The organism is Ruegeria sp. SAZD013 (assembly GCF_059612525.1).
The window spans coordinates 22,528-42,334 of record NZ_JBXWQT010000037.1 but is presented as its reverse complement, the minus strand read 5'-3'; the positions used below and the strand labels follow the sequence as shown (position 1 = coordinate 42,334).

General features: G+C 57.9%; 17 protein-coding genes and 1 tRNA gene. 8 read left to right on the top strand and 10 right to left on the bottom strand.

Annotation, left to right across the window (positions count from 1 at the left end; all coding sequences use genetic code 11):
* Window positions 1-2 precede the first annotated feature (2 nt).
* Window positions 3-704 carry an SDR family oxidoreductase gene (locus AC2FLU_RS17790; RefSeq protein ID WP_480475618.1) on the bottom strand — a complete coding sequence of 234 codons (702 nt, stop codon included), beginning with the start codon at window positions 702-704 and terminating at the stop codon, window positions 3-5.
* 131 nt (window positions 705-835) lie between these two features.
* Window positions 836-1,738, bottom strand: a complete 903-nt coding sequence (locus tag AC2FLU_RS17785) for a LysR family transcriptional regulator (RefSeq protein WP_496809322.1) — start codon at window positions 1,736-1,738, stop codon at window positions 836-838.
* 75 nt (window positions 1,739-1,813) lie between these two features.
* Between AC2FLU_RS17785 and AC2FLU_RS17780 the strand changes: the two genes are divergently transcribed.
* The 5 genes from AC2FLU_RS17780 to AC2FLU_RS17760 all read left to right on the top strand — a co-directional run bounded on the left by AC2FLU_RS17780 (window position 1,814) and on the right by AC2FLU_RS17760 (window position 8,987).
* Complete coding sequence (locus tag AC2FLU_RS17780) at window positions 1,814-5,026, top strand: reductive dehalogenase (protein ID WP_496809321.1); 3,213 nt, start codon at window positions 1,814-1,816, stop codon at window positions 5,024-5,026.
* A gap of 125 nt (window positions 5,027-5,151) precedes the next feature.
* Window positions 5,152-6,018 (top strand): FAD binding domain-containing protein, encoded by an 867-nt coding sequence (locus AC2FLU_RS17775; protein WP_480493673.1) that lies wholly within the window; start codon window positions 5,152-5,154, stop codon window positions 6,016-6,018.
* Entirely contained in the window at window positions 6,015-6,494 is a 480-nt protein-coding gene (locus AC2FLU_RS17770) for a (2Fe-2S)-binding protein (RefSeq protein ID WP_209504694.1), read from the top strand. The genes AC2FLU_RS17775 and AC2FLU_RS17770 overlap by 4 nt, the downstream gene beginning before the upstream one ends.
* On the top strand, window positions 6,494-8,749 hold the full coding sequence (locus tag AC2FLU_RS17765; RefSeq protein ID WP_480519047.1) for a xanthine dehydrogenase family protein molybdopterin-binding subunit: 2,256 nt from the start codon (window positions 6,494-6,496) through the stop codon (window positions 8,747-8,749). Before AC2FLU_RS17770 ends, AC2FLU_RS17765 begins: the two co-directional genes overlap by 1 nt.
* On the top strand, window positions 8,742-8,987 hold the full coding sequence (locus AC2FLU_RS17760; RefSeq protein ID WP_480519045.1) for a MoaD/ThiS family protein: 246 nt from the start codon (window positions 8,742-8,744) through the stop codon (window positions 8,985-8,987). Before AC2FLU_RS17765 ends, AC2FLU_RS17760 begins: the two co-directional genes overlap by 8 nt.
* Here AC2FLU_RS17760 and AC2FLU_RS17755 read toward each other — a convergent pair.
* The gene (locus AC2FLU_RS17755) at window positions 8,984-9,688 is read right to left on the bottom strand and encodes a lysophospholipid acyltransferase family protein (protein WP_480475628.1); all 705 of its coding nucleotides are present in this window, start codon (window positions 9,686-9,688) and stop codon (window positions 8,984-8,986) included. The genes AC2FLU_RS17760 and AC2FLU_RS17755 overlap by 4 nt on opposite strands.
* Before the next feature lie 141 nt (window positions 9,689-9,829).
* On the opposite strand from AC2FLU_RS17755, the gene AC2FLU_RS17750 reads away from it, so the two are divergent.
* A tRNA-Trp gene (locus AC2FLU_RS17750) sits at window positions 9,830-9,905 on the top strand.
* A gap of 164 nt (window positions 9,906-10,069) precedes the next feature.
* Here AC2FLU_RS17750 and AC2FLU_RS17745 read toward each other — a convergent pair.
* Window positions 10,070-10,282, bottom strand: a complete 213-nt coding sequence (locus AC2FLU_RS17745) for a hypothetical protein (protein ID WP_480493678.1) — start codon at window positions 10,280-10,282, stop codon at window positions 10,070-10,072.
* 443 nt (window positions 10,283-10,725) lie between these two features.
* Here AC2FLU_RS17745 and lptF point away from each other — a divergent pair, with 443 nt between their 5' ends.
* Window positions 10,726-11,865: an LPS export ABC transporter permease LptF gene (gene lptF, locus AC2FLU_RS17740; RefSeq protein ID WP_480553979.1), complete on the top strand. Its 1,140-nt coding sequence runs from the start codon at window positions 10,726-10,728 to the stop codon at window positions 11,863-11,865.
* Between the two features lie 2 nt (window positions 11,866-11,867).
* Here the strand turns inward: lptF and AC2FLU_RS17735 are convergent, their stop codons facing one another.
* Entirely contained in the window at window positions 11,868-12,701 is an 834-nt protein-coding gene (locus AC2FLU_RS17735) for a LysR family transcriptional regulator (protein ID WP_496809320.1), read from the bottom strand.
* 101 nt (window positions 12,702-12,802) lie between these two features.
* On the opposite strand from AC2FLU_RS17735, the gene AC2FLU_RS17730 reads away from it, so the two are divergent.
* Window positions 12,803-13,393: an HD domain-containing protein gene (locus tag AC2FLU_RS17730; protein WP_480605317.1), complete on the top strand. Its 591-nt coding sequence runs from the start codon at window positions 12,803-12,805 to the stop codon at window positions 13,391-13,393.
* On the opposite strand, the gene speB is transcribed toward AC2FLU_RS17730, so the two are convergent.
* From speB to AC2FLU_RS17705, 5 genes are all read right to left on the bottom strand, one after another.
* Window positions 13,390-14,232: an agmatinase gene (speB, locus tag AC2FLU_RS17725; RefSeq protein ID WP_480605318.1), complete on the bottom strand. Its 843-nt coding sequence runs from the start codon at window positions 14,230-14,232 to the stop codon at window positions 13,390-13,392. The two genes, AC2FLU_RS17730 and speB, sit on opposite strands and share 4 nt — an antisense overlap.
* Window positions 14,229-15,398 (bottom strand): carboxynorspermidine decarboxylase, encoded by a 1,170-nt coding sequence (gene nspC / locus AC2FLU_RS17720; protein WP_496809319.1) that lies wholly within the window; start codon window positions 15,396-15,398, stop codon window positions 14,229-14,231. The genes speB and nspC overlap by 4 nt, the downstream gene beginning before the upstream one ends.
* Before the next feature lie 85 nt (window positions 15,399-15,483).
* Complete coding sequence (locus AC2FLU_RS17715) at window positions 15,484-16,707, bottom strand: saccharopine dehydrogenase family protein (protein ID WP_480519033.1); 1,224 nt, start codon at window positions 16,705-16,707, stop codon at window positions 15,484-15,486.
* Window positions 16,708-16,729: 22 nt separating this feature from the next.
* Window positions 16,730-18,619 (bottom strand): biosynthetic arginine decarboxylase, encoded by a 1,890-nt coding sequence (speA, locus tag AC2FLU_RS17710; protein ID WP_480625333.1) that lies wholly within the window; start codon window positions 18,617-18,619, stop codon window positions 16,730-16,732.
* A gap of 100 nt (window positions 18,620-18,719) precedes the next feature.
* Window positions 18,720-19,805, bottom strand: a complete 1,086-nt coding sequence (locus AC2FLU_RS17705) for a DUF1513 domain-containing protein (protein WP_480519029.1) — start codon at window positions 19,803-19,805, stop codon at window positions 18,720-18,722.
* Window positions 19,806-19,807: the final 2 nt, after the last annotated feature.

Below are 19,807 nucleotides of genomic sequence, written 5' to 3'. Positions count from 1 at the left end.
ATTCAGACCGAGCGGGTGATGCCACCATCAACCCGGATATTCTGCCCGGTGATGTAGCCACCGCCTTCGGATGCCAGCAGGGCCACGACCGAGGCGACCTCGTCATAACTGCGCCCATAGCGCCCCATGGGAATGCGAGCGCGGAATTCTTCTTTTTCGGGCAGGCTGTCAATGAAACCGGGCAGGATGTTGTTCATGCGGATGTTTTCGGCAGCGTATTTGTCCGAGAACAGTTTGGTGAACGCGGCCAGCCCGGCGCGAAACACACCTGAGGTCGGGAAAACCGGGTCAGGTTCGAATGCAGCGAAGGTCGAGATATTGATGATCGATCCACCGCCCTGCGCCTGCATGATCGGTGTCACAAGCCGCGTGGTGCGGACCGCATTCATAAAGTAGACGTCCATACCGGTGTGCCAATCCTCGTCCGTCAACTCAAGGATCGGAGCACGGGGGCCGTGGCCGGCGGAATTGACCAAGACGTCAATGCGCCCCCAATGGGCCATGGCCGCATCAACAAGCTTTTGCAGATCCACCGTGGACTGGTTCGAGCCGGTTACACCGACGCCTCCCAACTCATGCGCCAGCGCTTCGCCCTTGCCCGAGGATGACAGAATCCCGACCTTGAAACCGTCTGCGGCCAGCCGCCTCGCGGAATCCGCGCCCATGCCGCTGCCGCCTGCTGTGATGAGTGCTACTTTCTCCATCTGAGATCTCCGTTTTGATTTGGTTTCAGGATGGCGAATGATTTGCGGTTTGACCAATCAGTTTTGTTGAGTACTCGTGACCGTGTCCCGCAGCCGAACCTGGCCCGGGTCATGCGCAGCTGACGGCTGTCTCAGGTCTGAAGGGACGCTGCGATGGCTTCTATCCGGCCGCGTAACCAGCGATGGGCGGGGTCATTGGTCGATCTTTGATGCCAGACCATATAGATGGACACAGGCGGGCAGGCGAAAGGTAACGGTGCGCAATCCAGCGCGGCAAGTGGGCCCTGTTTCATCAGTGCCGTATCTGTCGAGATCAGGTCGCTGCCCTGCACAAAGGCCGGGATCGCGTTGAAATGCGGCAGGGTTACAACCGCAGGATTGATCTGGCTTTGATCAACGCCGCGCATCACGGCACGGGCGTTTCGGCCATCGGCAAATCGCACCTCGACATGGTCGCTGTGGCAATAGTCCTGCCAGCTGCCCGGTGGTCGGCGTTGCGTGGCGTCGAAGAACACCATCAGCGGACTTTCGATCAGTCTTTTCTGGAAAATATCCGGTCCGTCGGGCGGCAGCGGGGTTAGCATCAACTGGCACCGGTCGCTGCGCAACAATTCGGGGTCGGGCACACCCGATGGGATGAATTCCAACCGCAGGCGCGCGTCTTCGGCGCGTGTGTCACGCAGCAACCGTGGAAAGATCAGCTCTCGTGGCATGTCATTGGTGGCGATGCGGATGTTGATCTGTTCCGACAGCGGATCGAACGGTCGGCCGTCGGTCAGCGCGCGCATCCCGTCCAGTACCTTTTGCGCAGGCTCTTTCAGGGACAGGGCCCGTTCGGTTGGTGTCAGACCCTGACCTGAGCGAACAAACAGCGGGTCGCCCAGGACCTGCCGCAGTTTGGCCAGAGTATGACTGATCGCAGATTGCGTAACCCCCAGCCGATCTGCGGCTTTCGAGACCGAGTTTTCCTCGAGTATCGTCAAAAAAGTGCGTAGAACCTTGCCGTCGAGGTCAATGAAATCGAATTTGCTCATACCATTTATGATTAATCATGAATGGTTTTGCTGTCCATGGCGGGGTACGGGACGGGCATCAACAGGAGATATTCGATGGGGATCCGTTTATTCTCGGACAGAAACCGGCCTGTTCATATGGGCGGCTACCCGCTGGAGCGTTTGGCCCGGCAAAATGACATGCCGGATCTGTCGCTTGTGCCCCCTTTGGCCGAGCTGAGTTTCCGCCGACCGGAACACCCTGACAGCATCGTCAATGCGATGGGTGAGTTTCAGGCGATGATGGACGCCATCCGCGACGGAATGGTGAACCCGGTTGCATCCGAGATTCCATCGAACCCGCAGGAACGGGCCAACCACATCAAAGCATTCGGCTATTTCAACGATGCGTCGATGATGGGGTGCGGACCGCTGCCATCTGATGCGCGGTTGTCCGAGGCCCGCCGCAATCCCGATATTGACCGGCTTGCCCACGCGTTGCGCACCCGTCAGACCAAAACGCTGGCATCCGGGATCGACGTCATCATGGCTGATCTGAAAGACAGTATCGAGGCCGCGCCCAAGCCAATCGACAGCCATTGGCACAGCATTGTCTTTCTTTACGAACACAACCGCGACCCCGACCTGTCCGAACCCGGTGCTGATTGGATTGTCGACGCCCAGGATCATCGTGCCTGTCTGCTGGCGACCGAGAACGCGGTGGTCATCGCCAATTACATCCGCCTTTTGGGCTTTGACGCGCGGGCGCACAGCATGATGTCGACCGACGTTGATTTGGGCAAGCTGGCGGTTGCCGCTGGGCTGGCTTCGGTCGAGAATGGCGAGGTCGTCGTGCCCTGGCTGGGCAAGCGCTTTGGTTTGGCCGCTGTGACGACTGAGATGCCGATCGCCCATGACAAACCGCTCAAGCCTATGGCCGATCAGCCCTGGTTCCGGACGCAGGGGCCGGCATGGTGGTTGGGAACGGGCTTTGCCAAGAACGCCCTCAACCGTGACCCCTATGCCAAGCGGCGCTATGTGGACGGGGCACATCCGTTTGAGAAACTCAAACGGGTCGAGACACCTACGACCTTTATTGACGAAGAGAATGTCGCTCGCGTGCCCAAGCGTGCGGATATGTTTGCCCGGGCGCAGTTCGGAGATATGGGCAAGTCGCTACAGGACGCGGCCAAAGGTGGGTACTACGTACGCAAGGCAGCACCGAGTTTTGCCCAACGCCGCGCTTTGGGTGCGTTTGTGCTGTTGCAGGACGGTGAAAGCGCTGACGCGTCCAAGCAATCTGACGCGCAACGCAACGCAGCAAACATCAAGGCTGCGACTTATTTTCTGGGGGTCGATGCGGTGGGTCTCAGCCGCTGCCCGGAATGGGCCTGGTATTCCCATGACGCGACCGGCGAAGAAATCGTACCGCCCCATGATCAGGCCGTCAGCATGATCATCGATCAGGGATATGAGACTATGGAGGGTGCCAGCGGCGACGACTGGATCAGCGTCGCTCAATCGATGCGCGCCTATCTGAGATTCTCCTTGCTGGGTGGCGTGATTGCTCAGCAGATCCGCAATCTGGGCTACAAGGCCAAGGCGCACACGGTGATGGATGGCGAAGTTCTGCAACCTCCGCTTTTGTTGCTGTCCGGTCTGGGCGAAGTCAGCCGGATCGGCGAAGTGATCCTGAACCCCTATCTGGGGCCCCGCCTGAAATCAGGCGTGGTGACCACCGATATGCCGATCGCGCATGACAGGCCCATTGATTTCGGTCTGCAAAGCTTTTGTGAGTCTTGCAACAAATGCGCGCGCGAATGCCCATCGGGCGCGATCACGGCTGGGCCAAAGCTGATGTTCAACGGCTATGAAATCTGGAAATCCGACAGCCAGAAATGCGCGACCTACCGCGTGACCACTCCGGGCGGCGCGATGTGCGGGCGGTGCATGAAGACCTGCCCCTGGAACCTTGAGGGTATCTTCAAGGAACGCCCGTTCCGCTGGGCCGCGATGAACATCCCCTCTGCGGCGCCTGCATTGGCCAAGCTGGATGATGCGGTTGGCAATGGCGGTCTGAACGACACCAAGAAATGGTGGTGGGATATCGAGTTGCAGCCCGACGGGGCGTATCGGCCAACAACACACCCTTTGAACCGGCGCGATCTGCAAAAGGATCTGGACCTTAGATACGAGGATCAGACATTGGCGGTCTACCCGGCCTATTTGGCCCCGCACCCTTGGCCCTATCCGTTTGCAATGGATCGCGAGGCAGGAATTGCCGCCTATGAGGCTTTGGTGACAGCCAAAGAGTACAAGGCGCGCAAAGCTGCGGGGGATATGTCGATCATTCATCGCTATCAGGTCGCAGGTGATGCGCCGGTGATGAGGGTCGCTGTGACTAAGGTCGACAAGATGACCGCTGACGTCACCAAGTATGAATTTGCCTCCCTTGACGGTGCGCCGCTTCCGGAATGGTCCGCAGGCGCGCATCTGGATGTGCTTGTCGCGCCAGAGTTCCTGCGACAATACTCCATGTCCGGCGACCCGTCAGAACGGGGAACCTATCAGATCGGTGTTCTGCGCGAGGATGAAGGGCGGGGTGGCTCGGCATTGCTGCACCGAATTTTCAACGTAGGGCGCAAGGTTTTCATATCGAAACCGATCAACCATTTCGAACTGGACGAAGAGGCGTCCAGAACCATTTTGATGGGGGGTGGTATCGGTATCACTCCGATGATCGCATTTGCTCATCGCCTGCATGCATTGGGCATGGATTTCGAGTTGCACTACTCGGCCAGGACGCGGGGCGGTGCGGGGTATCTGGATGATCTGGCGGGGATGCCCTGGGCGAACCGCGTCCACTACCATTTCTCGGATGAAGGCACGCGCGCTGATCTGGATGCGATCCTTTCGGGGTATCAGCAGGGATGGCACGTCTATACGTGCGGGCCTGATCGGTTCATGGATGGCGTCATGCAGGCGGCCGAACATCAGGGTTTCCCCGAAGAAGCCCGACATCTTGAATATTTCTCTGTCCCGGAAACCCCGGAATACGAAAATCACCCATTTACCCTGAAACTCGCGCGTTCTGGTAGAACGCTGCCGGTGCCCGCAGACAAGGATGCCGCGCAGGTTCTGAACGAGGCGGGTTTCCACGTGGATGTGAAATGTGCCGATGGTATCTGTGGTGTGTGCAAATGTGGTGTCCTTTCGGGCGAGGTCGAGCATCGGGATTTCGTGCTGTCCAAAAAGCAGCGCCAAGGGGCCATGATTCTGTGCCAAAGCCGCGCTGTGGCGCCGGATGGTGTGATCGAGCTCGATCTGTAAGCATGGTCAGAAAGCGACCTTTGGACGGTGAAATTTGGTCGCTCGGCCCATGGACGTCAGGTGGGTGGTGAATTAACGTCGCCCGGAACCCAGATATCCCTGACCAACAGGTGCGAGGTAGCATTATGGATTATCACAGCCCCGCCAGCTTTGCCGAGGCTTCGGCTCTGGCCGCAAATGCGACGGGCATCACGCGCTTTCTGGCGGGCGGCACTGACGTATTGGTGCAGCTGCGCTCGGAGTTGGTGACGCCTGATACGCTGATCGACATCAAGAAAATCAACGGTGTACACGACATCACCCGCAACGCTGATGGAAGCTGGACGTTGGGAATTGCCGCAACCGGTGCCGAAATGAGCGAGCATCCTGAGTTGGGTCGTGACTGGCCCGGTGTGGTCGAGGCGATGGACCTGATCGGATCAACCCAGGTGCAGGGGCGCGCAACACCGACCGGTAACCTGTGTAACGGCTCACCTGCGGCTGATTCCGTGCCCGCCATGGTCGCAGCTAGTGTGACCGTCACCGTGACCGGTCCGGACGGTACTCGCGAAGTCGCGGTCGAGCATATTCCGACCGGCCCCGGCAAAACCTCGCTGGCCAAAGGCGAGCTGATCTCGGCGGTCAATATCCCGGCACGTGGAGAAAACGGCGGCGATGCCTATCTGCGGTTCATCCCCCGCACCGAAATGGACATCGCTGTGGTTGGCGTTGGCGTGAACCTGCGTCTTGACGGCGACACCATCACCGAGGCCCGTGTATCACTGGGCGCTGTGGCCCCGACCGTTCTGCTGGTCGAAGACTGTGCCAAGGCCATTATCGGCAGCACGCTGGATGATGCAGCCCTGGAAGCGCTGGCCGCCGCCGCCTCTGCCGCCTGTAACCCGATTGACGACAAGCGCGGCACGATCGCGTTCCGTACCGAGGTCGCAGGCGTTCTGGCCAAGCGCGCCGCAAAAATTGCTTATGCCCGCGCGAAGGGAGAAGACGCATGAAAAAGTTCCACGTAACCACCACCGTGAATGGCGATGCGGTCGAATACCTGTGTGATCCGCGTGAAACCCTGCTGGATTGTCTGCGTGACAAGTTGAACCTGACAGGCGCGAAAGAGGGGTGTGGCACCGGCGATTGCGGCGCATGCTCGGTCACCGTTGATGGCCGTCTGGTCTGTTCATGTCTGATGCTGGGTGTCGAGGCCGAGGGTAAGCAGATCGAAACCGTCGAAGGCATTGCCGACGGTGATATTCTGCATCCGCTGCAAAAGAAGATGATCGAATACGCCGCCCTGCAATGCGGCATCTGCACGCCAGGCATTCTGGTGGCGGCCAAGTCTCTGCTGGAGAAAAACCCGAACCCGACCGAGGAAGAAACGCGGTATTGGCTGGCAGGCAACCTCTGCCGTTGTACTGGATATGACAAGATCATTCGCGCCGTGATGGATACGGCGGCTGAGATGCGGGAGGCGTCGTAATGGCTCTGGACGATCGTAAATCAGATTTCACTTTTGTCGGCACCCGCCCCAACCGCCCGGACGGTCTGGACAAGGTGACAGGTCGCGCCAAATTCGGTGCGGATGCCTACGCCCCGGGAATGCTGCATGGCGCGATCCTGCGCTCACCTCATGCTCATGCGCGGATTGTGAAGATCGACGCGTCGAAAGCCGAGGCGCATAAGGATGTCAAAGCTGTTGTAACGCGTGCCGACTTTGCTGACGTGCCGTTCAAACCCGGTCTGGAAGGCGAATTCTATAACGTTCTGGAAAACGTTATGGCCGGTGAGAAAGCGCTATATGACGGGCACGCGGTTGCAGCGGTTGCTGCGACTTCGGCATTGGCGGCTCGTGACGCGCTCAAGCTGATCGAGGTCGAGTACGAAGTGCTGCCCCACGTCACCGATGTGGATAAGGCGATGGCACCGGATGCGCCTGTCATCCGCGAAGGAGCTGCGGATTATTCCGTGCCGGAAGGAATGCACCCGAACGTTGTCCGCTACCATGAAAGCGGTCACGGCGATGTCGAGGCCGGATTTGCCGAAGCTGATCTGGTCATCGAAGACAGTTTCGTCACCGAAGCGACGCATCAGGGTTATATCGAACCGCACGCTTGTTTGGCCATATTGGGTAATGACGGTAAGGGTGAGTTGTGGTGCACGACGCAGGGGCATTGGATTGCGCAGAAAACCTGTGCCGCGCTTCTGGGGATCGAAACCTCGCAGTTGCGTGTCACTGCGTCTGAGATCGGCGGAGGGTTTGGCGGTAAGACAACCGTTTTCATCGAACCCGTCGCATTAGCGCTCAGCCGTAAGGCCAATCGCCCGGTCAAGCTTGTGATGACCCGGTCCGAGGTGTTCCGGGCTACTGGTCCGACTTCGTCTGCCTCGATGGACGTCAAAATCGGCATGAAGAAAGACGGCACGATCTCGGCGGCTCAGGGCATCTTCCGCCTTCAGGGCGGAGCCTTTCCCGGCGCGCCGGGCGACATGACTGCCATGTGTGCCTTTGCGCCGTACAACCTGACCAACGTCAAGCAGATCGGCTATGACGTTATGGCCAACCGCCCAAAGCAGGCAGCGTACCGCGCGCCGGGTGCACCGATGGGTGCCTTTGCGGTCGAGTCGGTGATTGACGAGTTGTGCAACAAGCTGGGTCTCGACCCCGTTGAGGTACGCCTGAAAAACGCCGCGCATGAGGGCACGAAGGCCAGCTATGGACCGACCTACGAGCGCATCGGTCTTGTCGAAACGCTAGAAGCAGCCAAGGCGCATCCTCATTATTCGGCTCCGCTGAAGCCGGGGCAGGGGCGCGGTATTTCCTGTGGCTTCTGGTTCAACCATGGTGGCGAGACCAGCGTGTCGCTTGCCTTGTCCGAGGATGGCTCGGCTCAGGTGATGGTCGGAACGCCTGATATCGGTGGTTCGCGCGCATCGATGGCCCTGATGGCGGCCGAGGTTCTGGGCATCCCGTATGAGAATATCCGGGTGACCATCGCCGATACGGCCACACTGGGCTACAATGACGTAAGCCATGGCTCTCGCGTGACCTATGCGTCAGGGCTGGCAACTATCAAGGCTGCGAGGCACGCGGTCGAGAAACTGTGCGAACGGGCTGCGGCCAAATGGGGCATCCCGGTTGATGCGGTGAAATGGGAAAACGGCTGTGCGGTGCCCTCAGGCCCGAATGCAGGCGATTTCGATCCGATGCCGCTGGCCGATATCACCGCTGATATGGGCCGAACCGGTGGTCCGATCTCGGGCCATTTCGAGGCAACCCCCGAAGGTGCTGGCGTGTCCTTTGGCACCCACATCGTCGATGCCGAGGTTGACCCGGAAACCGGTAAGACCAGTGTGACCCGCTACACGGTCATTCAGGACGCGGGCAAAGCGATCCACCCGACCTATGTCGAAGGCCAGTATCAGGGCGGTGCCGCGCAAGGTATCGGCTGGGCCCTGAACGAGGAATATATCTACGGCGAAGACGGTCGATTGCAGAACTCGATCTTTCTCGACTACCGCATCCCGGTGGCCAGCGACCTGCCGATGATCGACACCGTGATCGTCGAGGTTCCGAATCCGGGCCACCCATTTGGAGTTCGCGGTGTGGGCGAAACGGGTATCGTGCCGCCACTGGCCGCCATCGCCAACGCTGTGTCCAACGCGGCTGGCGTGCGAATGAAGCGGCTGCCGATGTCGCCGCCACGCATTCTGGCCGCTCTCAAGGGCAATGGTTGAGGTTCACCTCTGGTCCGGCCTCCGGTCACTGACCGGGGGCCAGCAGGTGGTTGAGGTCGAGGCCAAAACCACCGGAGAGTTGCTGCGTGCGCTCGTGCGTGCGTATCCGCAGCTTCAAGCACCCATCGACGCTGGCGTATCTATCGCTGTCGACGGGCGCGTGATCGCGACCGGGCTGACCGAACCGATTCCCGAAGGCAGTGAAGTCTATTTGATGCAAAGGCTGAGGGGCGGTTAAGCGTCAGGCGACCAAGGCTCGCGCCCGACCATTCGGTCTGCTTCGGCCGTGATATCGTTCATGTGTTGTTCGAGACTCAAACGCAGCGTTTCTATTTCGTCTTCGCTGGCTTTCCGCGGAACTGTTTCTGTCCATTCTCGGCACAGAAAAACCCCCTCGTTACCCCATGGGCGGGGCATCAAAAGATGATCCCATGTTCCTGCTTCTCGCCCATGTTTCGCCGAAAAGGTAATACCAAAAACACGTTTACCCGATGTTCGCGCCCAAACCAGCGGAACCGTCGACAAAACCCGCTCTGGCCCACGGGGGCCGTCCGCCGCTATGCCAATGGATATCCCCTGTTTCATTTTGCCTAATACCTGTCGCGACAGGGCGACATGGCGTGCCTTGCTGGCCATGGCAATGGTGTCCATTCCAAACAACTTTTGCACGCGACCCACCATGCTGCCAGCCCGCGCAGAAGATGTAATCGAACAGATGCGCCCCTTGTCCAGCGGGAAAAAATAAGGCGACTGCGCCAGCCGTTGATGCCAGAGAACAACGATGACCGGCTCACCCTGTTCGGCCAACTGGTCCAGTTCTTCATAGCCGATGCGCTGCCAACGTGTGTTGCGGTGTACCAGCCGAATATAATTTGCAATCCGACGCGCCACCCAGTTTAGCACAGCTTCGCTGTCTGCAATCTTCTTACGGAGGTTCACGCCGGGTTCCTTCTGCTAACCGGTCCTTGTCTTAGCGCACCACGCATTTTGCGCAACTTGTTTGTCCGGACATTTCGTGGATCGGAATCTGAAAAAGCCTCTTGAGTCCGCCGCGCGGCTGGCATATCTGGGGCTCACTACAGGGGTATAGCTCAGTTGGTAGAGCGACGGTCTCCAAAACCGTAGGTCGCGGGTTCGAACCCTGCTGCCCCTGCCATTGAAATTGTCCGAATACTAAGTTGTGATTTCCAAGGATGAAAGGGTTTCAGCCTTTGAGTTCGCTATACCTGTCTTCAGCTATTTCGCGCTTGGATCAATACTAGTCGCAGCATTGGCTTCGACAACACTGCTACAATGGCGCGAGGCCATCGTGACCTGTTGTTATCTTTTGTTGGCACCTGTTTTTTCGTGCGGGCGTACCGCATCCAGTTTTTCAGCCCACATATTCTGATATTCTTGAAACACCGCTGGTTTGTCTGAGTGGAGCGCCATCAATGCACACGCGGCCCACATAGCGACATCGTAATCCGAGTCGGTCTTTTTCAGTAATTGCGCATTCAGTGCAGCGGCTTCTGATGTCGAAGGTTTATGCATTGCCATCGGACCCCTTGTGCCAACTGATACTGTTATTTGCAATCGTCCTGTCACGGACATTCACCAAAACCGACAGGTATCATTATGTGGGTAGAACAGTGAATGGGCTGGAAACAAGGCGTTAACGTGTCGTTAACTTTTTGCTGGGGTTCTTGTCCATAAGAGTGTTCATGTGACCGTTTCAAAGGTGAACTAAATCACAGACCAATCACTAGAATCCCGCTTTACTTACAACTGTTACGAGTTGGCGCTCACGTTCGGTACATGACGCTGTTTTGTTTTTCCCTCCTGTGGCCGGGGCGCGCTTGTGGTTGAGCGCGCCCTTCCTATGTCCGAATAACTAGGTTGCCGCCGATGCCGGTTCAGAGGCGGTAATCGAGGTTTCCTTGGGTGGGCGATTGACTTATTGTCCGGCCACGACGCAATCAGCCGGATGAGGATATATGTCGCGTTTTGATGGATATTTTCTGCGGCAATTGCTGGTTTTATTCGGCTTCTTCACCCTCGTCCTGGTGGGTGTCTTCTGGATCACCCGTTCTGTCAGCCTGTTTGACAAAGTCATCAGCGGTGGCCAGTCCGCTATGGTGTTTCTTGAATTCACCGCGCTTACCCTGCCAACGCTTGTTCGTACGGTTATGCCGATGGCGGTATTTGCGGCTGCCGTCTATGCGACTAACAGATTGAGTCGCGAAAGCGAGATGACAGTGATGCTGGCAACCGGGTCAAGCCCGTGGCGACTGGCGCGGGCCGTTGTTTTGTTCGGTGTGATCACCGGTCTGATGATGGCTGCCATCAGTGTGTTCCTGCGCCCTGCATCGGTCCAACAACTGGAATACCGGCAAGCCGAAGTAGCAGGAGATGTGACAGCGCAGTTGTTGAATGAAGGCGAATTTCTGCACCCCGCCGAAGATGTTACGGTTTACATCGGTGGCATCGATTTGGACGGTACGTTGCACGAGGTGTTCGTATCCGATCGGCGCGACCCGGAAAACGCAGTCAGCTATTCCAGTGTGACGGCCTATCTGGTCAATAACGACGCGGGAATTCATCTGGTGATGGTCGACGGGGTGGCGCTGCGCTTGAACAAGGCGGGCAGAGTTCTCTCCTCGACCCTGTTTCAGGACGCATCATACGACATTTCGCAACTGACGAACGCAAGCCCGTTGGCAAACCGCAGCCTCGAAGCCATTCCGACCTCTGATTTGATCCTCAACCGGGATACGATTTCAGAAACCGAGGGGTTCAGCCAGGGTAAGTTGATCGAAGAACTGCATCAGCGATTTTCCTGGATAGCCATTTGCATCGCCGTGTCGCTGGCGGGGTATTCAACCCTGATGCTGGGCAGCTTTTCACGGTTTGGATTGTGGCCTCAGATTTTGGGTGCCTTTACCATTCTTGTGCTGCTTGAAGGCGTACGCGGGTTTGTGTCCCCGGTTGTGATCGATGACCCGAAGCTTTGGGCACTGCTTTACCTTCCTGCCGTTATGGGTGTGTTGATCTCGTGCTGTTTTCTGCTTGTCGCAGGTCGTCCGCTTTTGCGGAAACGTGCGCGCGGGTCCGAGGTCATCCCAACACCCGCTTGATTTCAGGTTCGAAGTTCTTCCAGACAACAACGAATGTCGTCGAATTCTTCGCGATCGCCACGGGCGACCAAATACATCGGCAACGGCAGGCTTACACTGTCTTCGACCCGTTCGAGCGCACCCGAAGCCAGATGTTGCGAAATGACGTAGTCGGGGAAGTAGCCGCATCCGCCTCTTTGCAGGACATATCGTAGCGCCATCATGCAATTGCCAAGAAACAAGGTCTGCCCTGAGGCACGTCGCGCAGCCGATCTAACGTGATCCTGGTAGATCTCTCCAAGTTCAAGATTGACGAAGACCAAATCGTTTTCTGCCGTTGCTGCTTGCGGGGTTCTGACGAGGGTTAGAAGCTCCGGTTCCAGTTCGTGATAGGTGACGCGTCGGTCTGATGGCGTTTCATGCGTGATCGCCACGTCCAGCACATGGGTCGCCACAGCTTCAACCATGTTCAGATCGTGATCGTAGTTAAGTGTCAGCAGCAGTTTGTCAAAGCGCTGTTCGAACCGAACAGCCAGATCCACGAGCAAAGGGTCCCAGATGCTGAGCTGACCACCTAACCGCAGCGCCGGACGGTTCTGTGTCTGCAACGGTAAATCGCGCGACGCGAAGGCCCAAAGGGACAATATTTGTTCTGCATACGGTTTGAATTGTCTGCCAAACTCGGTCAACGCCGTACCACCGGCGCCGCGGGTAAACAGTGGTCTGCCGGTTTCTTCTTCGATCAGATGAATGCGCGCGCTGACGGCCGTTTGAGTCACATTCAGCTTACGGGCAGCGGCATGAAAACCACCCGTTTCAGCCACACATAGAAAGGTTTCCAAAGCTTCGGTTCGCATATCGAGAGTATTTTTTGATCATTGTGATAAAATCAATTCATTTTTTTGAAGTTGCGACTCGTAATATTGTCGACTTCAGGAAACACGCCAAGGGATCAGCCATGCTGGACAAAAGCCACAAACCGACCTGGACCAGTTTTGAGAATGCCACCAAGGCCGACTGGGACGCCGTTATGGATTATGAAGAGGCGTATAATGCGGCTCTGCCGGATCGCATCCTCGACGCTATTCGGTCGTTGGACGAGGAATGGACACCCTATCCGGTCAACCGGTATCAGCACAGCCTTCAGGCCGCGACCCGGGCTTATGAGGATGGCGCGGATGAGGAGTTGGTGGTCGCCGCTCTGATCCACGATACCGGCGATATTCTGTCACCCTACAACCATGGAGAGCTGTCAGCGGCGATGATGAAGCCGTATGTCAGCGAGAAAACCTATTGGATACTCAAACACCATTGCGTGTTTCAGGGTTACTACTACAACCACCACCTTGGCGGCGACCGCAACGCGCGCGACAAGTATCGCGACAGCCCCCATTGGGAAGACTGTCGCTATTTCTGCCATGAATATGATCAGAAGGCGTTTGACCCAGACTATCCGACGAAACCGCTGGAGTTTTTTGAACCCATGCTGCGCCGCATCCTGAGCAAGGGCGAAGGCCATATGGAGCTGAACGAAACTGCCGAAGATTAACAGGCGGCCATCAGGCGATAGACAATCTGAGCTGTGGTGAAGTCCCAGGCGGCATTGCCGTCCGGGGCCAGCTCAACCACGTCGAAGCCCACGCATCTGCGTCCCTTGAGCGCGTGTTCGACCAGCCGCAGTGCCTGATAATAGCCCAACCCACCGGGCACCGGTGTTCCGGTGGCGGGCATCAGCGATGGATCCAACCCATCAACGTCGAAGCTGACATAGACCAGCTCGGGGAAGTCTGCAGGCAGGTCAACCGAATGGATGTTACCTGTCACCAGTTCCTCGGCATCTACGTGAAAAACGTGGTTTTTCAGTCGGCTTTGGGCCTCTTCAGTTGAAAAAGCGCGTACACCGAACTGGGCCAGCCGCACGCCTTCTTCGGCAAGCAAGTGCATCACTGAGGCGTGGGAGTGTTTTTCGCCCTGATAAGCGTTGCGCAGGTCGGCATGGGCGTCGATCTGGACGATGCCGATGGGTTGGTTTAGCGCACGGGCTACACCTATTACTGCGCCATAGCTGAGGGAATGCTCGCCGCCCAAAGTGACCGGCACCTTTCCGGCCCGAATTGCAGCCTCGGTGCGGTGCGCAAGGCGTTCCATCACCTCGGGCAACGGGCCGTCACAATTCAGCGGTTCTTCGGTGAAAATCCCTTCGACACAGGGCTCCGCGTGACCGGTGATGCGTTCCAGTTCATTGCTCGCCTCGATAATCGCTTCGGGGCCGTTGGCCGTGCCGGAACCGTAAGAGACCGTGCGCTCCAAAGGCACCGGGATCACGCGAAAGCGGGCATCTTCGGTGCGTTCGGATGTGGTCAATTCGCTGTCGAGAAAAATGCTCATGAGAGTCTGTCCTTGAAGTCGTCATATCCGAACTGCCGGATGATCTTCAGCTCGTCCGTTTCGCTGTTCCACAGGGCGATTGTGGGCAAGGGGACGCCATTGAAGGTGTTTGTCTTGACCATCGAGTAATGTGCCTGATCGAGGAAGGCAAAACGCTGTCCGATCTCCAGCGGCTTGTCCCAGGTGTAGTCGCCAATAACGTCACCCGCCAGACAGGACGGGCCGCCAAGGCGATAGGTATGGCCTGTTTCGGCCTCATCCATCAGGGCAGGGCGATAGGGGGCCTCGATCACGTCGGGCATGTGGCATGTGGCCGAAATATCGGTGATCGCGAGGTTCATGCCGTTGGTCGGCAGGTCGAGGATTTCACCGATCAGAACACCTGCGTCCAGCGCCACAGCCTCGCCGGGTTCGAGATAAACATCAATGCCATAGGTTTCGCGAATGTCCTTGAGGAAGGCCACCAGCCCGTCGCGGTCATAATCGTCGCGGGTGATGTGGTGGCCACCGCCGAAGTTCAGCCACTTGAGCTGATCAAGGTACGGTTTGAGCTTCGGTTCGACAGCGTCCCAGGTGCGCTGCAAAGGCGCAAACCCTTGTTCACAAAGCGTATGCATGTGCAGCCCGTCAACACCGCGCAGGGTGTCGGCGGTCAGTTGGCTGACCGGTGTGCCAAGGCGCGAGCACGGGGCGCAGGGATCGTATTTCGGAACCTCGCCTTCGGAATGTTCCGGATTAATGCGCAGGCCAACGTGCACTTTGGCGGCTTGGGCTTTGGCGAGAAACCGATCCTTTTGGGCAGGGGAGTTGAATATGACGTGATCGGACAACGACAGGATTTCGTCGAAATCCGCGTCTTTGTACCCGGCGCAGAAGGTGGCGACCTCTCCGCCATATTCCTCGCGGCCCAGCCGGGCCTCATAGATACCCGAGGCGCAGGTGCCCACAAGGTGTCGGCGCACCAACGGGGCCAGTGAGAACATTGAAAACGCCTTGAGCGCGCTGAGAACATGCGCGCCGGAACGGGTTCCGACATCAGCGAGGATTTTCAGGTTCCGTTCAACCGCTTTTTCGTCGACCACAAAGCAAGGGCTGGGTACACGGGAGAGGTTGAAATTGCGGAAGGCACCGGCGTCTCCGGCCTGTGTGGTCATCATGTCGGACATAACCGGCGTCTCCGTTTGGTGGAGAGGCCGGGGGCGCTGCCCCCGGACCCCCGGGATATTTAGGGCCAGATGAAGCTGAAGCGGATCAGAAGGTGACCGGGCCGTCGAGTTCATGGACCTGCCATGGCAGGCCATGTTCGTTCAGCATGGCCATGAAGTCGTCCGGGTCGAGCTGTTCCATGTTCCATACGCCGGGCTCGGTCCAGTTGCCTTTCAGCACCTGCGCCGCGCCGATCATGGCGGGGACACCGGTGGTGTAGCTGACGGCCTGGCTGCCGACTTCCGCATAGCATTCCTGATGATCGCAGATATTGTAGATGTAATAGGTCTTCTCGCCCGAGCCATCCTTGGCCTGACCTGTGGCGATATCGCCGATGCAGGCCTTGCCCTTGGTTTCCGCGCCCAGATCACCGGGATCAGGCAAAAGGGTTTTCAGGAATTGGATCGGAATGATTTCCTTACCGTCATGCATCACAGGGTCGATGCGGGTCATGCCTACGTTTTCCAAGACCTTGGCATGCATGATATAGGCGTCGCCGAATGTCATCCAGAAACGGGCACGCTCGATCTCGGGGAAGTGGGTCGAGAGCGATTCCAGTTCCTCGTGATACATCAGGTACATGTTCTTGGGGCCGATGGCGGGGAAATCGAACTCGACCTTGTGGGTCATGGCGGGAGAATGTTTCCATTCGCCGTTTTCCCAGTGGCGCACTTCGGCCAGTACTTCGCGCAGGTTGATTTCGGGGTTGAAGTTGGTGGCAAATTCCTGATCGTTCGAACCGCCATTGGCATCAAGCACGTCGATCTGGCGGATGGTGTCCAGCTTGTGCTTTTTCAACCATTTGGCAAAGACCGATGTGACCCCGGGATCGAAGCCCGAACCAAGGATGGCTGTCAAACCGGCCGCCTTAAACCGTTCCTGATAGGCCCATTGCCAGTGGTATTCGAACTTGGCCTCGTCCTCGGGCTCATAGTTCGCGGTGTCAACGTAATGAATGCCCGCCTCAAGGCATGCGTCCATCAGCACCAGATCCTGATAGGGCAGGGCGAGGTTTACGAGGATTTCAGCACCAGTTTCCTTGATCAGCTTTACAGTGTCTTCGACCTTGTAGGCGTCCAACTCGGCGGTCGCGATATCAACGCCCACACGGTCTTTCACCGACCTGGCGATAGCGTCGCATTTCGATTTCGTGCGGCTGGCCAGCGTGATTTCGGTGAAGATATCTGAATTCATTGCCATCTTGTGCACGGCAGCGTGGGATACGCCACCTGCGCCGACAACCAGTGTTTTGCCACTCAAAGTTCCCATGGGGGTGATCTCCTCTCAGGGGTTATTCGTAATAGGTGTAACCATTGATCGAGTCGCGGTAAGCGCTCATCAGGGTTTTGCGGTCCTTGGCTTTCAGGGTGCCGGTCGAAATCGCCTCATCCACCATTTTGCGGAAGGCGGCGACGCAATCCTGCGGGTCGAATTCGACATATGACAGAACCTGGCTGATCGTGTCGCCCTCTTGTTCGTGCAGCAGGTCAAAGCCACCGTCCCGACGCAGGTCTATGGTGACGACGTTGGTGTCACCAAAGAGATTGTGCAGATCGCCCAAGGTCTCCTGATAGGCGCCGACGAAGAAGACACCCATGAAGTATTCGTCCTCTTCGGGCAGGGAATGCACCGGCAGGCTGGGGGAAACACCGTCGGCCAGAATGAACCGGTCGATCTTGCCGTCGCTGTCGCAGGTGATATCGGACAGCACGGCGCGACGGTCGGGGATCTGGTTCAGATATTGCAACGGCACGATCGGGTGCAGCTGGTCGATGGCCCAGACATCTGGCAACGACTGGAACAGCGAGAAGTTGCAGTGATAGATATCAGCAACCTTTTCAAGCTGGTCATTCAGGTCCGTTTCCAGATCCTCTGACGCGGCCAATGCCTTGAGCCGGGCCATCAGCGACAGGTATATCCGTTCGGCCCGCGCCATCTGACGCAGGTCGACATAGCCGCGACGAAACAGGGCGCGCAGCTCGTTACGATAGAAGGTGGCGTCGTTCCAGCATTCCTGCAGACGGTCGCGGGAGAGGTATCCGTGCACCGCGGCGAGGTCCGAGACCAAGTGGTGGTCATCCGGATCAACCTCGGGGCCATTGGGCGCATCGTAAAGCGTGCTTTCGAGCACGTTGAAGACCAGCATCGAGGACGTCGCCACCACCGCGCGCCCACTTTCCGTGACCAGTGTCGGATGGCCCACCTCTGCCTCGTCCATGGCGTAGGCCACGGTTTCGACGACATTGGCGCAGTATTCTTCGACCGTGTAGTTGATCGAGTTTTCGGCAGCTTTCTTTTCGCCGGTGTAATCGACCCCCATGCCGCCACCCAGATCCAGGTGAGTCAATGGAACGCCTTCGCGAGTTAGCTCGGTGTAATAGCGACAGGCTTCGCCCACAGCGCGGCGCACATCGTTGACATCCTGAACCTGGCTGCCCAGATGTGAATGCTGCAGCTTGAGGCAATGCAGCAAGCCTGCGTCTTTCAGCTTGTCTACCGTGGCGATAAGCTGATCGGTGTTCATCCCAAAGGCCGAGCGGTCGCCCGAACTTTCTTCCCATTTGCCGCTGATCTGGTTGGTCAGCTTCACCCGAACACCGATCAGGGGCTCGATGCCCAGTTCGTTGTAAACTTCTATTACCGTGTCGGCCTCTTTCGGGCTTTCCAGAACGATGACCGTGTTGAACCCAATCTTGCGGCTTAGAATCGCCAGTTGGATGAACTCGGCATCTTTGACGCCGTTGCACACGATCAGCGCGTCAGGGGCCAGACGATGGGCCAGCGCAATCACCAGTTCGGGTTTAGAGCCTGCCTCGAGCCCATAGTTATATTTCTTCCCAAACTCGACGATCCGGTCAACAACCTGGGCCTGTTGGTTTACCTTGATCGGGAATACGCCGCGATAGCTGCCATTATAGCCCACGCGCGTAATCGCATCTTGGAAACTTTCGTTCAGATGGGCGATTTCGTGTTCCAGATAAGACGCGACTCGTAGGACCATCGGTGCCTTGATGCCGCGGTCGTCCAGATCGCTGAGGATACCGGGCAGGCTGATCGCCGCTGTCTCGGGGGCCATGGGATTGCGCAGACCGATCTCGCCCTGTTCGGTCACCTCGATGAGGCCTTTGCCCCATTTCTCAACTCCGTAGATGGAATGCGGTGCGTCGGGCGTCTGTTTCAATCAAGTCGGTCCTTAACGTAGGGTGCCAGTTTCGCGCCCGCCAATACGGCAGCAGTTTGATTCTTCCAAGTGTAAACTATCTGATTGGGGATTCCGAATTTTACGCGGACGGGTGGATTGGGATCAGATGATTGTCCCATTGGCATTCGGCGCGGGTTCGAACAGCTGGGCGCGCGCCCGTCAATGTCCCGAAGGCGCCTGTTCCCGTGGTAAAGACCAACCCGTTCGCACCGGCCCCAAGCCCACAGACATCCTCAAGCGCGAAGGCGCCGATGAATGTGCCACTGGTTGTGTCAAACTGGTGCAGCGCATTGCCGCGCGGACAGGTGATTGCGATCGTCTCGGCGTCGGCTGAAAATGCGATGCTGCCAGCGTATCCCTGCAACATGCTTTGTTCGTGATCCGGCGCGGCAAGCAGGCGCGGGGCTTCACCCTGACGATGCAGGCCCAACAGGGGCGGGTGTTCGGACTTGCTGCCCTGCCATTGCATGGCAAAGCCAACCAGACCGTCGCTCCGCACCGCCAGATGGCGGATCGAGTTCTTGTGAAGCTCGTCAGGTAACGACACCTGCTCTTGGATCCTGCCCGACAGGGTGAGATAGCTCAGGTTGGGTGCCATCGTCGGCAGGTTCAGCTTTGTGCGCCCGGTTTCGGGGTGCGTTTCGATCCCGCCATTGGCAATCACCAGCGTTTCCCCGTCGGGCATCAGGCGCATGTCATGCGGGCCTATTCCGCCCGATGAAAACTCACCCAGACGCGAAAAACTTTCTGCGTCCCAGACACTGATAATACCTGTCCCGGCTTCGTAGTCGTTCTCGGTGGCATAAAAATACGCGCCATCTGCCGAGAATGTGCCGTGGCCATAGAAGTGTCGGCTTTCAGGGGCCTTTAGCTGCGCAATCTGCGCGCCGGTTGCGCAATCGATGACGATGGCAAAGGTGCCCGGACGCCTGGCAAACGCGACCGCCAGAGCTTTGTGCGGGTGGGCAGCGGCCGCATGTCCGCGTCCGGGTAGAGGCACGGAGAACACGATCGCGCCCAATGTGCTCAACCCGGCAAGTCGAAAGGACCCGTCGGGAAACAGCCCTGCGGCCAGAAAATCAGGCGAACCGGCCGAGGCCCACCCGCGGATCGGGGAAATCGTGGTCGCGGCAAGACCGGCAAGAAAATGGCGGCGTGACGTCATGG